The 14149-nt window shown below is 71.5% G+C and carries 10 protein-coding genes; 3 read left to right on the plus strand and 7 right to left on the minus strand.

Going from position 1 to position 14149, the window contains the following annotated elements:
- Window position 1 precedes the first annotated feature (1 nt).
- Window positions 2-304 carry a hypothetical protein gene (locus tag ACFPCV_RS05555; RefSeq protein ID WP_378054911.1) on the minus strand — a complete coding sequence of 101 codons (303 nt, stop codon included), beginning with the start codon at window positions 302-304 and terminating at the stop codon, window positions 2-4.
- Window positions 305-614: 310 nt separating this feature from the next.
- Between ACFPCV_RS05555 and ACFPCV_RS05560 the strand changes: the two genes are divergently transcribed.
- The 3 genes from ACFPCV_RS05560 (at window position 615) to ACFPCV_RS05570 (ending at window position 6278) form a co-directional block, all read left to right on the plus strand.
- Window positions 615-1775 carry an FG-GAP repeat domain-containing protein gene (locus ACFPCV_RS05560; protein WP_378054912.1) on the plus strand — a complete coding sequence of 387 codons (1161 nt, stop codon included), beginning with the start codon at window positions 615-617 and terminating at the stop codon, window positions 1773-1775.
- Window positions 1776-2056: 281 nt separating this feature from the next.
- Window positions 2057-4750, plus strand: a complete 2694-nt coding sequence (locus tag ACFPCV_RS05565) for a hypothetical protein (RefSeq protein WP_378054913.1) — start codon at window positions 2057-2059, stop codon at window positions 4748-4750.
- A gap of 4 nt (window positions 4751-4754) precedes the next feature.
- Window positions 4755-6278 carry an AAA family ATPase gene (locus ACFPCV_RS05570; protein WP_378054914.1) on the plus strand — a complete coding sequence of 508 codons (1524 nt, stop codon included), beginning with the start codon at window positions 4755-4757 and terminating at the stop codon, window positions 6276-6278.
- A gap of 172 nt (window positions 6279-6450) precedes the next feature.
- On the opposite strand, the gene ACFPCV_RS05575 is transcribed toward ACFPCV_RS05570, so the two are convergent.
- From ACFPCV_RS05575 to ACFPCV_RS05600, 6 genes are all read right to left on the minus strand, one after another.
- A complete protein-coding gene (locus tag ACFPCV_RS05575) occupies window positions 6451-7431 on the minus strand; it encodes a cytochrome c oxidase assembly protein (RefSeq protein ID WP_378054915.1) in 981 nt (326 codons plus the stop codon).
- A gap of 294 nt (window positions 7432-7725) precedes the next feature.
- The gene (locus tag ACFPCV_RS05580; protein ID WP_378054916.1) at window positions 7726-7938 is read right to left on the minus strand and encodes a CsbD family protein; all 213 of its coding nucleotides are present in this window, start codon (window positions 7936-7938) and stop codon (window positions 7726-7728) included.
- Between the two features lie 263 nt (window positions 7939-8201).
- Window positions 8202-9635: a PKD domain-containing protein gene (locus tag ACFPCV_RS05585; RefSeq protein ID WP_378054917.1), complete on the minus strand. Its 1434-nt coding sequence runs from the start codon at window positions 9633-9635 to the stop codon at window positions 8202-8204.
- A 26-nt stretch (window positions 9636-9661) separates the two neighbouring features.
- Complete coding sequence (locus ACFPCV_RS05590) at window positions 9662-11152, minus strand: PKD domain-containing protein (RefSeq protein ID WP_378054918.1); 1491 nt, start codon at window positions 11150-11152, stop codon at window positions 9662-9664.
- 320 nt (window positions 11153-11472) lie between these two features.
- Window positions 11473-12498 carry an NAD(P)-dependent alcohol dehydrogenase gene (locus ACFPCV_RS05595; protein ID WP_378054919.1) on the minus strand — a complete coding sequence of 342 codons (1026 nt, stop codon included), beginning with the start codon at window positions 12496-12498 and terminating at the stop codon, window positions 11473-11475.
- On the minus strand, window positions 12488-14128 hold the full coding sequence (locus tag ACFPCV_RS05600) for a nitrilase-related carbon-nitrogen hydrolase (RefSeq protein ID WP_378054920.1): 1641 nt from the start codon (window positions 14126-14128) through the stop codon (window positions 12488-12490). The genes ACFPCV_RS05595 and ACFPCV_RS05600 overlap by 11 nt, the downstream gene beginning before the upstream one ends.
- Between the last annotated feature and the right edge of the window lie 21 nt (window positions 14129-14149).

A 14149-nucleotide genomic window follows, 5' to 3' on the forward strand; every position in this document is an offset into this window, starting at 1 on the left:
TTCACGTTCGCCTGAGCGTGTCGCGTGAGCAGCTGTTCATATCCGGAGAAGAGGCCGCGACGTTGCGCACCCCTTTGTTCAACCCCGAATCCGAGACGCTGGTTTGGTCTGCGGCGGCAGGCGAACGATGGCGAGGTCCGCGACATCGACCGGACCGGCGGCTGACCTGGTTCGGCCAGATCTCGGTGGGGTCCTGCTCCTGCGCGTGAGCGGGCAGCGTGGTGACGAGGGTGGTCAGTACGGCGAGCGTGGCTTTTCGGAACATCGTCTTCTCTCTGTCGTGGGCCGAGGTGGCGTCTTTCACCCACGCCGCACAGCGGAAGTCTCGTTCGGGATTCGGTTCACCCGATTGGGTTTGACGGCAACGGCCCGCACTCGGTCCGTGATCCAGATCTACCGCATCGGGGAGTTGTCTCCGCGTGCTGAACGGCCGAGATAATCAACGCGAGACAATCCCGAAACGCAGGAGACAACCTGGCCGAGCCGGTCGAGCGAAGGGGACGGGGGGCATGCCACGACCTGAGAGCCCGGTGGACCCGCACGCGGGGCAGGTGCAGCTCTTCGCCCACGACCTGCGCCTGCTGCGGGAGAAGGCGGGCTCCCCGCCGTACCGGGTGCTGGCGCTGCGGGCGCATTACGCGCCGGCGACCCTGGCACGGGCGGCCGGAGGGCGGGAGTTGCCGAGCCTCGCGGTGACCCTGGCGTACGTGCGGGCCTGCGATGGCGACGAAGAGCAATGGGAAAACCGCTGGCATGAGGCCGCCGCAGCTGCAGCGCCGCGGACGCGTGGCGAACCGGATCAACCCCCGCCCCCGTTGCCGACACAGCCGGAGGAACAAGGAAGAGCTGCCCGCTTCCGGATCCGCCGCAGCCGGCTGGTCACGATCCTGGCCGCACTGTTCCTGCTGGCGGGAACCACGGGGGTGATCGTGGTCAACGCGGGAACCGATTCGCCGCGTCCCGGCAGACCGCGGCCCGGCAAGGCGGAGATGCTCGACATCCACGCGGCCACCGACGGCACGGTACGGGCCTGGTCGAACACGGGCGGCTTCCCGGGATGGCCGTGGAGCGACCCGGTCAGCATGCTCTTGGGCGAGGTCGACCCGGCCCTGGTCCGCTTCGCCGACCTCAACGGCGACGGGTTCGACGAGCTGGTCCGGATCGCCGCCGACGGGACGATCACCGCATGGTTGAACGACAAGGGCTTCCCGGACCGCCCGTGGTATTCATCGGTGATCGTGGGCAAGGGTTCGACAGACCCGGCGGGCATCCGGTTCGCCGATCTTGACGGTGACGGCAGGGACGAGCTGATCACCATCGGCGAGGTGGTCAGCGCCTGGCCCAACACCGGCGAATTCCCGAAGTGGCCGTGGAGCGATCCGGTGAGTCTGGGTCAGGCACCTGCCCGGCACACCTGGTTCGCCGATCTCGACGGCGACGCGAAGGCCGAACTGATCACCTTGGACACCACCTCCGGTACCCGGATCCAGGCCAGACCCAACACGGGCGCCTTCCCCGCCCAACCGTGGAGCACTGCCGTCGACCTCGGACCCAGCCATGCCGATCCCGCGCGCGTCCGCTTCGCGGACCTCGACGGCGACGGCTTCGACGAGCTGATCTCGCTCCAGACGGACGGCACGACCTCGGCGTGGTGGAACAACCACACCTTCCCCGACCAGCCCTGGCACGCCTCGGTGGTGATCGGCAAGGGGCGGGACCACGACCCGGTGAGATACCACTTCGCCAACCTCACGAGCGACGAACACACCCGCTGACAAGGCTGCGGCGGACCAGCAGGTCGCGTCCGTAGAGCGTGCGGAGCAGGTCCTGGGCGCGGTTCACGCTCACCCGCAACGTCTCGCGCACGTCGGCGTCAGTGGTCGGCCGGGCCGAGGACAACTCCCCTACCGCGCGTAGCTCCGGGAGGTCCTCGCTCCGGCGACCCGGCGCGCCGTGGCGAGGTCCGTCCCGCCACGACTCGGACAGTAAGCTGTCGCGATCTCCGCTGGAGCCGGCCGGGCCTGGCGGCCCGAGCAAGAAGGGTGGGTCACGGGGGATGCCGAGCAAGTCCCTTGGCGGTGGTTCCGGCGCGGTCGCCGCGTCCACGCACGCGGCGTGTGCGCGGTTCCGGGGTACCGACCCGCTCGTCGTCGGCAGGACGCGCCGCCAGCTCGCGGTCGACCTCGGGTTCCCCGACGACTCCGGCTACATCCCGGCGGCCAGGTGGACGCGCGCCATGACGTTCGAGCACCTGGTGCGCGACACCTTGTTCGCCGGTGAGGTCGCGACCACCACGGTCGGGCGGGCCGGGCTCGACCGGCCGACGAAGGTCGTGACCGTCAACGCCCACGTGCACGTCGACGAGACCGCCGAGCTGCTGGCCGCCGCCCACGAACGTGCCGTCGAGGAGGGCGCCGCCACGCTGGTCCACGGGCTCGCGGTGCCGTTCGCCGGGTTCGAGGACAGCGTCGCCACCGAGGTGAAGCCGGACTTCGCGGTGGTCGCCGCCGGCCAGGGGCGCACGTCGTGGCTGATCGTCGGCGACGCCAAGGACTACGAGCGGGTGCGCTCGCGGATCGACGACACCCGGCTGCTGAAGGGCTTCCTCCAGGTGGCGCTGGGGGCGGAGTCGGCGGCGGCGTGGTCGCGACTGCCCGGCGGCATGGCCGTCCACTCGCACGGCGTGCTCGCGGTGCCGAGGAACTCCTTCCTCCAGCCGGAGGCTCTCGTAGAGGCGCTGCACGACCACCGGGCGGAGGTCCGGATGCGGGTGGCCGAGCGGCGGCGCGAGGCGGCGGAGACCAGGTACCTGCCGGGGACCGACGTCGCGCCGTTCGTGGCGCACCTGCGGGCCACGTTCGACCCGGCCACCTGCATCACCTGTCCCCTGTTCTCCTACTGCCGCCACGAGCTGCGGACCTCGCCCAACCCGGCCGACCTGCTGGTGGAGATCGGCGTGCCTGCCGAGCTGCGGTCCCAGGTCGCCGGGCTGGTGACCGGCGGCGAGGCGGCCGCGCGGGCACCGGCCTCGGTTGTCGCGCAGGTGCGCGCCACACTGGACGGCGTCGGCCGCGAAACAGGGCAGCTGCGGGTCGACGGCGCTGGCCGCCCCGGCACCGTCGACATGGTGCTCGCGAAGGCGGACGCCGCCGCGCTCGGTGTGCACGGGATCGCTCTGCGGCGCCACACGGAGCACGGCCAGGAAGATTGGGCCGTCACCGTGTTCGACGAGCCGCAGTCGGTGGAAACCAGGCGGCGGGTGATGCGCCTGCTCGGGCAGGAGATCACCGCCGCGATGGCCGAGAGCGCGAGCCGCGGCGCGTACGCGGTGCACGTCGTCGTCCCCGACGCCGTGACCGCCGACGTACTCGTCTCCATCGCCGACAACCTCGCGGGCGTCGAGCTGAGCAGGCTGCGCTGGGAGCGGGACCAGGAGTTGGGCCGCGAGCCGCTGACGTTCGGCGGCGAGCCCGCGCGGGTGCCCACGGCGTTGCATCCGGTCGAGCGGACCGCGGTGTCGTTCCTCCTGGAGGACGACCGCGCCCGCGCGCTCACGCTCCGAGCGCCGGTCGTCGACCTGCGTGCGGTGCTCGCCCAGCACGTGGTGGCCGGCGGGCCCGCCTTCTCGTCGCTGCGCCTCGACTACCTGGTGGCGTGGGCGGAGACGCTCACGAAGGGCCCGGTCAAACCCCGTGAGCTGGAGGACGACATCGAGGGTTCCCAGCACACGCCGGGTGCCCGGCTGACGGGCAGGCGCTCGGACGCCGTGCACCGCGCGCTGACCGGCGGTCGCAGCGGCGACCCCGACCCGGAGCGGTACACCGCGCTCGTCACCGAGGAGCTGGCGTACAAACGCGACGTGCTGGAGCGGACCCTTGTCGCACTCGCCACCGTCCGTGACTCCAGCCTCCGCGACGTCCACCACACGATCGAGGCCGACGCCCAGGCGGTGTGGCGGCGCAGGCTGGACCTGCACGCGTCCGACCTGGTCCGGTTCGGGCGCACCTACCGGCACTGGCGCAACTCGCTCGTGCCGGTGATCGAGAGCGACGGCCGGTGCCGCCGCCAGCTCGCGGCGCTGGGCAACCCGCAGGCCGCGGCCGACATGGCCGCCGACGCCGGGGTCCGGGAGGTCGTGTCCGCGACCGTGGTCAGCACCGGGCCGCTCGTGCTGGACGTCGGGTCGCGACGGCTCGGCGCGGGCGCGCGGATCGTGCTGCTGCACGTCAACGGGGACGCCTGCGTGGAACGGCCGGGCACGGCCATGACCCCGTTGAAGGGCAGCGTCAAGTTCTCCGGCATGGCGATCGGCCCGCTGGCGGGCGTGGACGACGAGCCGCGCCGTTTCGTGTGGACACCGGACAACGTGCCGGCCCTGGCGCCCGGCGACCGGCTCGTCGTCGCGGACTTCAGCTGGTACTGCGACCTCAAGGGCAACAAGGCCCTGTCCGTCGGCAGGCCCGCGGCGGACGACATGTCGGCGCCGAAACCGGACTGTGGCGCGTACTCGTACGCCGACGCCCCCGAGGAGCACCAGTACTGCTGCCGCCCGCACGAGGACGCGGAGGCGGACTGGTCCGACCGGCTCGCCGAGCGCCGGGACAAGGGTGAGCTGAACCCGCAGGTGTGGCCGCCGGTGTTCGACGAGGACGCGTTCGAGGTGACCCCGGAGGGCGCGCCCGTCGCGGACCTGGCGGCGATGTCGCAGGACGAGGCGCCGGACGACCTGACTCTCGACGACCTGGAGTGACGCCGTGACCCTCGCATTCACCCCGCCCGCCGGGGCGGACACCGGGCCAGGCTCCGCGGCGGTCCACCACGCCGACGCGGCGGCGGGCAACGCGGCCGTCGCCGACGCGGCGGTCGACGTGCTGCGTGCCGCGCTGGCGGGCACCGCGCCGGTGGAGCGCATCCTGCTGAAGGCGGCCGCCGGTGCCGGGAAGTCGCACGTGCTGAAGAAGCTCGTCACCGACGCCGTCGACCACCCCGGCTGTACGCGCGTCGCGATCATCGCGTTCACCAACAAGCAGGTCTACCCGCTCGCGACCGCGCTCGGGAAGGAACTGGGCCGCGACCACGTGTGCCTGTTCGCCAGCAGGAAACGCTACGACGACGTGCCGGAGGAAGCCCACGCGCACGCAACCGTCGTCACCAGCGCGCCGGGCATCCCGGCGGAGACGCGGGTCGTCGTCGCGACGTCGCACAAGCTGGGTGCGCGCGGCGAGCTGGGCAGGCTGGCGACCCATTTCACGGACGGCGAGGAGGCCGACGAGGAGCCAGGCCCGGTGTTCGACGTGCTGTTCGTCGACGAGGCGTGGCAGCTGCCGCACCACCTGTTCGACAAGGTCGCGAAGGCCGCCCCGATCACCGTCGGCGTCGGCGACGTCGGTCAGCTACCGCCGCTGGAGATCGGCGCGAACCCGTGGCGCGGCGATCCCGGCTTCAACCCCTACCGCGCCTGGCCGACCGACTTCGACAGCCCCGAACGCACTGACGAACGTACCGTCGTCATCGAACTGCCCGCGGTCTGGCGGCCCGCCGCCGGGCACCTCCACCTCTGGCGCGCCTTCTACCCGGAGTGGCGACAGCTGAACTGCGTGGCCGCGCCGGGCGACCGGGCGCTGGTCGCAACCGGGCTGACCGGTGCCGCGGCCGACGTGTGGCAGGCGGTCGGCACCGGCGTGCCGACGCTGCTCGAGATCGCCGGGCTGCCGGAACCCGAGGCGGCCGACGTGGACCAGCCGCTGCTCGGCGAGATCGAGGCGCTGCTCGACGCGCTGCTCGACGCCGGGTTCGCCCTCACCCGCGCGGAGTACGACGGCACGGGTGCCCCGACCGGGCGACGCCTCACCACCCGCCCCGGCGAAGGGGGCGACCCGCTGATCACCGTCCTCGCCACCCGCAACCAGGCGGTCGACGACGCGACCGACATCGTCGACCGCCTGCGCGCCAGACACTCCCTCAGCGCGACGGACATCGTGGCATCCACTGTGGACTCCTGGCAGGGGCAGACCAACGGCATCACGGTCGCCATCCACCCGCTGTCCGGCGCAGGACGGCTCGACGAGTTCAACTCCTCGTTCGGCAGGCTGGCCGTCACCTGCACACGCGCGACCCACGGGCTGCTCATGGTCACCCGCCCCGGGCTCGCCGAACTCCTCCGCGACGCACCCGCGCGGCCGGGCACCCCGTTCGGCGAACCCGGCGGCAGGCACCTGCCCCGGCAGACCCACCAGCGCATCCTCGCCGCCTTCACCACCGGCACGCTCGAGCGGTAGCCGGGCTGTCGAAGGAGTGCCGGGTCGGTGGAGCCCTCGCCGGGGTACCCCTCCGACGAGGGGGTCGAGGCGCAGGTGATCGGGCACCATTGCGAGCGTCTCCGCAGGTCGCCGGTCTGGCCTCGAACGTCTTCAGCCGCGTTCGCGAAGCCCTGGGATCCTGTCCTGCTGCTCAATGGCGGGGCGGGTCAGCGAGTTCGGCGAGCATGTCGTTGTAGGCTGCCAGGTCGGGCTCGGTGTCCGCCCGGACGGCGGCACGTTCGTCCGCGCGGGCCCATTGGGCCACGGTCGCCATGAGCACCACCAGCACCGGCATCTCGCCGAGAGCCCATATGAGGTTGCCCGCGTTCCGCTGGTCGGCGGCGACGTCGACCAGCCCCAGAGCAGCGAGGAAACCCTCACCCAGGACGGTGTTCGCGGAACCGACCACGACGGCGAGATACCCGATCCCCAGCAGCAGGGCGGCCATCTGCCCGATCCGCCCCGCGTGCGGCAGTCGCCGTACACCCGGGTCCACCCCGATCACCGACCAGAAGAACGCGTAACCGGCGAGCAACGCGACAGCGTTGATGCCGAGGTGTGACCAATGACTGCCCAGCACGACGTCGACCGAGCCGAACACGTAGAACAGGTAGAACGGCCCGAGCAGAAGCCCGAACGCGACCGCCGGCTGGGTCAGCACCCGGCACACCCGTGACCGCAGGAGCGCGACCAGCCACTCCCGAGGTCCAGGCACGTCGTCCCGTCCGCTCCTCGGCAGCGCCCGCAGCGCGAGGCTCACCGGGCCTCCTAGCACCAGCAGCACCGGTGCCACGACAGCCAGCAACACCTGGCTCGCGAGCAGCATGCTGATCATCACCGGTGCGTACCGGCCGATCCCGGACGACGTGGCGACCAGCACCACCGCACATCCGGTCAACCACATCGCGGTGCGCCCGCGCGGCCAGCCCGGCACCCGCCGGACACCCAGGAGGTATAGCACCGCGAGCACGACCGCCGCCACACCGAACACGACGTCCGGCCACCACCCGAGAAGGAGACCCGCGACCGACGGAGGCCCGGACGGCGACGGAGCCGACACGAATGGCGACACCGCGAGCGCTGCGATGCCGCCCCCCACGCACAGCGCCGCGACCATCACCCGACGCGACATGCCCGATACCTCCCGTTCACGCCTTCCCAGGAGGGTATGCGACGGGCTTCGTCCTACTGCTCGGCCGGGCGCGCATCAGGTCGGCCAACCAGGCCTTCTCGACCGCGTCCAGGGCAGCGAGATCGACGTCCCCACAGGTCAGCGGGGACAGCCACGCGCTTCGCCGACTGCTGCGGTTCAGCCGCGGATGCGCCCGAGGGAGCCGCCGCCGAACGTCGGCAGAACCGACCCCGGCGACGGCGACACTGAAGCGGTCATCGTGACCGCTGGCTATCTCTACTCAGGCACTGACCATCACTTGTCGCCGCGGAACTTGTCCCTGACGTCGTCGGCAACGCCCGCGGCCTTGTCCCGGAGGTCGTGCCCCGCCTCCTTGGCCTCACCGCTGACCTGGTCACGCCTGCCCGCGTTCTCCAACTCCTCGTTGTCCGTCGCCTCGCCGACCCGCTCCTTACCCTGACCGGCAGCCTGCTCGGCCTTGTCCTTCGCCTTGTCGAAAACGCCCATGTGCGCCGACCTCCTTCGTCCTCGCGATGGTTACCCGTGCAAGACCTGCCGACACCTGACCGGACGCCCAACTCCAGCCACGCAGCGCACTGCTGACCCAGTCCTTCTCCGCACTGGTCAACCGGGTGGTGTCACCGCCGCCCTCGGTGCTGCTCGTGTGGAACGCCCAGGACCGTTCGTCGACCACCCGGAGTGGGCGGGCGCGATCTGGCGCTGACCGTGCGGGGGACGGGACGCGGTGGTCCCGTCCCCCGCGCGACAGGTCACGGCCGCACGGTGGTGGTGGCGGTCGCGGTGTTGTCGTCGGGGTTGTCGTCCTCGGCGGGCCACGTGAACCCCGCCACGGCGTCGAACGTCACCGTGCCCACGTCGTCGGGGCCGAAGGTGTAGGCGAAGGGGAACGTCACGGTCGCTCCCTTGGGCACGGTCTGGGTGAGGGTGCCGACGGCGGGTCCCGACCCGTCGGTGCGCTTGCGGAGCGTCACCGTGACCCGTTCGTCGTACCGGGTGTTCGTGACCGCGACCGTGATCTGCTTCGTCGTGTCGACGCGCGCCTTCGCCGGTGCCGTGAACGCCGAGATGCCCACGTCGTGAGACTCCACCCGCAGGACCGACGTGCCTGTCGCGGAGCGGCCGTCCGCGGTGGTGACCGACAGCGTCAGCGTGTAGTCGCCGTCCTCGGTGTACTGGTGCTCCACCGTGTCCATGTCCGCGAGTTCGATTGCCGTGCCGTCACCGAAGTCGAGGTGCGCGCTGACGACCGGCTGGTCCATCGGGTCGCCCGAGGACAGGTGCACCGCCGCCGGCCGGAACACGGTGTCGGGGGCGTGGGAGCCGGCGGCGCGCGGGGCCAGCGCGGGTGCGGTCCGGAAGTCCACGTAGTACTGGCTCGCGTCCTCCGCCGAGGACGCGACCCGGATCAGGTAGGTCTCGCCGACCTCGGCGCGGAACACCGCCCACCCGTACTCGGCCTCGCAGTCCACTTCGGACAGAGCAGTGCCGTGGTGTACGGACACCGCGGTCGACTCGTTGCCCGTCTTGACACCGACCCACCGCGCGCTCGATGGCGTGTAGGAGTACCAGACCGACCGCGTCGCGGACGGATCACAGCTCGGCGGCACCTCGTCCGGCGCCGCCGAGGAGCGGTCCAGGTCGGCGGTGCTGCTCGTCGGCAGCCCCGGCACCCGCTCCGCCGCCGCCACGTCGTCGTTGGGCGCCGCGGGCACCCCCCGCAGCCGCAGCGTCACCTCGCCCGCGTACGGCGGGTACGCGGACTGCACAAGCAGGTGGTACGTCGTGCCCGCCGCGACCGGGAACGTCTCCGCGTCCCCGGTGTACATGGCGCACATCCCCGGCACCGGCGCGAGCGCGCCCCGCGTGCCCGTGTAGGCCGACAGCACCGGCGTGAACGCGGCGTCGGTGATCGTCGCCTGCACGTACCCGTCGGCCTGTGCCGTGTAGCTGAACCAGACGCTCTTGCCCGCGTACCCGTAGCAGTCGCGCGGGTCGTCCGCGGCGGCGGTCGCCGCGCCGGTGTCCACCGTCTGCTCGAAGGGCAGCGCTGTGATCGCCACCGCGTGGTCGAAGTCGTCGGCGCCCGGCGGTGCCGCCGCCGCGGTGCCGGGCGTCAGCAGGACCAGCCCCGCGGCGGCGGCGAAGGCAGCGAGCCGGGGTCTCCTCGTCGGGTGATGTCGCATTTCGTCTCTCCCCAGGGTGTCGTGGGTCACGCGAACCGGAGGTCCGCCGCGCTCGGCGTCACGGTGGCCGCCGCGGAGATCAGCTCGTTGTCCATCGGGCGCGCGTCGCGCACGCCGTCGCGCAGCCGCACCACGGTCCGGAACGCGACCTTGCCCGTGACCGCGTCGGCGCTCGTGAACGTGTAGGCGAACGGGAACTTCACCGTCCGGTCCTTCGGCACGTCCAGCGTGAGCGACCCGACCTCCTGCCAGGTGCTCCCCTCGGACTTGAGGAGGGTCGCGGTGACGCCCTGCTCGCGGTACCGGGGCGCGTTGGCCACGTGCACGGTGATCGTCTTGGTCTCACCGGCGCGGCCCTTCGCGGGCACCGCGAACTTCGCGACCGACACGTCGTGCGTCACCACCTCGACCGTCGTGGTCCGCGTGCCGGTCCGGCCGTCCGCGGTCCGCACGGTCGCGGTGGCCTGGTAGGTGCCGTCCGCGGTGTAGTGGTGGGACGCGCTCTCCCCGTCGAGCGGTTCGACCGTGCCGTCGCCGAAGTCCAGTTCACCGCCCACGACCGGGGTGTCCCACTCACCGGACCCGACCGAGAACTGCGTGAGCTCGTGGATCGTCGGGTCCTCCGGCCAGACGCCGAGCCGCGGGTTCAGGGCGGGGGGCACCTCGACGGTGAGGGCCACCTCGGCCGCGACCGACGCGGTCACCCGGAACCAGTACGTCTCGCCCGCGGTCGCGGCCAGCAGCACCCGGTCGGAGAAACCGCCGTCCGCGCAGCCGACCAGCCGCAGGTCCGGCAGCGCGCCGCCGGTGTAGACCTCCACGGAGGAGTCGTAGTGGTCGGCGCGAGCGCTCAGCGGTGTGGCCGCCGCCGGGGTGTGGCGATACCACACCGACCGGCTCGCTGGGCCGCGGCAGGGGAAAGCGGGTTCCGGTTCGTCGTACTCGGTGCCCGCGATCGAGAGGTCGCCCACCACTGTCGCGGGCAGCGCGGTGATCTCCTCCGCGTCGGCGAACGCGTCGTTCGGAGCGGGAGCGGCCCGGTCCAGGGTGAACGCCAGGTCACCGCCGGGCACGCCATAGCCCGCGACCATGAGATGGTACGTGGTGCCCGCCCGCGCGCGGAACGTGATCTCGCTGCCCGTCACCGTCGCGACGTCGCACGCGTCCGTCACCCCCGCCAGGTCGCCCGGCACGCCGGTGTTGGCGGACAGGATGGTGCCGTGGTCAGCGCCGGTCGCGGTCGCGCGCAGCAGCCCGTCCTCGGTCGCGGTGTACCGGAACCACACCGTGCCGCCGATGTCGTACGTCTGGCACCAGTAGGGGTCGTCGTCGGCGCGCGTCGCCTCGCTCGTGTCGGCCTGCGTGGCGTACGGCAGAGCCGTCACCGCGGTCGCGGCGGTCACGTCGTCGTTCGCCGGTGACACGGCCGCCGCCACGCCCGGCAGCGCCACGGTCGCGGTCACCGCCGCCACGACGGCGGCGAGCACGGCGAACCGCCTCCTTCTCGTCTTCGGCATCGTCCTGCCCCCAGTTCCTCCGGATGTACCGCAGGTTCTATCGGTAACGAGGACGGGACGTAACGAAGTTTCCAGAAACTGCCGGTGAATGACTCCTTTTGACGCAACACCGATCAGGTCGCGCGCACACCTGCCCCGGTGCCGCTCATGGCCGTCGGCCACTGCCTGTCACGGCGACAGCCGCGAAGAGAACCGTCGCCGCTCATGGCGTTGACAGGAGGCGACAGGATCCGCCTGATCCCGAGACCAACGCCTCCGGTCAGGACGCATTGGAACGCAACGGCTGCTGGGCAACACCAAGTGAGCCGAGGGTGTGGTGGTCACCGCTCGAACACCAGCTTTCCGACGGTGCGTCCGGTGCGGTTCTCTTCGATGCCCTGATTCACTCCCTCAAGCGTCAACGGGAAGGTACGCGCCAGGTGCGGAACGACCTGGCCGCTTTCCACGAGCGCGGTCACGCGCTGCAGCAGGGGGTGTGCGGCTTTGAGGAACACGGGAAGGTACTTGATCCCCCGTTTCCCGGCGCCCCGGATGCGGCGGGAGGTGATCGTCGTGAGCAGCCGGACAATGGCGGCGGGAGTGACGACCCCGTCCTCGTCGCGGGAGATCGTCACGAACCGGCCGCCCGGCCGCAGCACACGGCGGGCCTGCACCCACTGATTCCGGCCTCCGACGGTGTCGATGACCACGTCGAAGGAGTCCGCCCCGTACTTCGTCGGCAGGTCGGTCTCGTTCCGGTCGACCACTTCGGCGGCGCCGAGCCCCAGGACGAAGTCGAGGTTGCGGGCGCTCGACACCCCGACGACGAACGCCCCGGCGGCGCGCGCCATCTGGATGACGAAGTGCCCGACTCCGCCGGAGGCACCGATGACCGCGACTCGGGTGCCCGCGGAGACTCCGCCTTGGTCGAGGCAGGTCAGAGCCGTCTGCGCGGCCAGGGGGATCGCCGCGGCCTCTGTGAAGCTCAGCCCGGCGGGGGCGGGGGCGAGGAGGTCCACGGGCACGTTGACGTACTCGGTCCCGCCGCCGCCGTTCATCTCGTTGTCGGCGTACACCCGGTCGCCCACCGTGAACGCCGTGACCGCGCTCCCGACTGCCGTGACGACGCCCGCGAGGTCGAACATCGGCGTGAACGGAAACCGACGCCGGGTGATCAAACGCCGGTTGCCCTCGATCATGTGCCAGTCGATCGGGTTCAACGACGACGCCCGCACGTGCACCTGAACCTCGTGTGCGACGGGAGGGGTGACCGGCACGTCCGTCGCCAGGGCGAGGACGTCGCGCACGTCGCCGTACCGCGTCTGCACGATCGCGTGCTGCGTCCTGGCCGCGGAGTCAGTGGTCATGAAGAGCAGTTCCTTCTGATTGAGGTGATCGACCTGCGGAGCCGCGCGAGAGCGGCGCCGCGGGCAGGGAACCGGTCTGCGGCGCCGGATCGGATGCTCGTCGGCGCCGCACCGCGACGACCACGGCTCCGACTACGAACGCCGCGCAGATCCAGGTGAGAACATCGCCGACGCGGCTGTAGACGGTGGTTGCGCCACGGGTGGGCACATCCACGATCCACGGCGGGTTGTCGCCGGTCGTGGTGTCCTGCTGGGCCAGGACGTGCCCCTGGCGGTCGAACGCCTGGGACGAGCCGTTGAAGTCGCTGCGGACCAGGGCGTACCCGTTCTCGATGGCGCGGAGACTCGCCATCTGGGTGTGGATGCGGCCCATCTCGGGCCAGTCGCCGCCCGGGACGAGCATGATGTCCGCGTCGACGTGCATGTCCGCCGGGAAGTCCGCGTCGTAGCAGATGACGTTGGAAAGGCGCCCGTACGGGGTGTCGACGACCGGCGCCGGTTCGGTCCCGGCCACGTAGTTCTCCAGACCCGGGATCGGATGCCGCTTCTGGTAGGTCCACAGCACCGTGCCGTCGGGACCTAGCAGCACCGTCTGGTCACGACCGTAGGGCGCCTGCTGCAGGTAGACGTTCGCGGCGACGCTGAGGTAGATGCCCTCCTCGCGGGCGAGTGCCCCTGCCTGCGCCACGAACTCCTGCTCGTCCTCGGCGCGGACCCGGGCGGAGTTCTCCGACCAGAAGACGATCTTGGCTCCGGACCGCGCGGCGGTGCGGGTGGCGTCGAGCAGCGGCCGGTTGATCACGTCGGTGGCCGCGCGCACCGTCGCCGAGTCGACGCGGGAGACGCCCTCCAGATCCGTCGGGACGGTACCGAGCAGCCGGCCTGCCTCCGCCAGGGTCGCCATGGCCGGGTTGATGCCGGCGATGCGCACGGTCGGGGAGGTGGCGGCGGGGGCGAAGGCCAGCGAGGCCTGACCGCCCGCGATCACCGCCGCCAGCAGTGCGGTCACCGCGGCCGCCGGCCGGGCGGCGGGCCAGGACGGGCCCTGCTCCCAGAGGTGGTTGGCCGCGGTGGCCACCAACCCGATCAGGAAGGTGATCACGTACGGTCCGGCGACAGAGATCACCTGCAGCAGCGCCAGGTTCTCGTGCTGGGTGACCGCGAGCAACCCGTAGGCGGTGCCGAACGGGTTGTAGTTGCCGAGCAGGAACGCCACGGTGGTCAGCGCGGCCGGGAAGGTGAGCAGCCGGCCGAGCAGGCCGAGGCGGGGTGCCAGCAGGCGGTCCGCCACGTAGGGCACGAGACCGGCCGCGGCGAGCCCGACCACCCCGACGGTGGTCAGGAACGTCAACGGCACCGCGAGTTGCCAGGCCCAGAACAGGCCGCCGGCCACGAGCACCAGCAGCACCAGCGCGATTCCGCGCAAGGCGTGACTGGGCCGCAGGAACCTGATGAGGAAGATCTGGAAGAACCACGCGGCGAGCGCGATGTCCCACCGCCCACCGACTGCGAACAGGTGCAGGACGAACCCGAGGGCAAGCCACAGGTACCTGCGGTCCGATACCGGGCGGCCAGTGTCGGACGGTGTGGATTCGAGTTGCCGGTCGATGCCGGTACTGGTGGTTGTCATGGTGCTCTCCGACCGGGCTGA

This window comes from Actinophytocola glycyrrhizae, assembly GCF_042653545.1.
Classification (GTDB): Bacteria; Actinomycetota; Actinomycetes; order Mycobacteriales; family Pseudonocardiaceae; genus Actinophytocola; species Actinophytocola glycyrrhizae.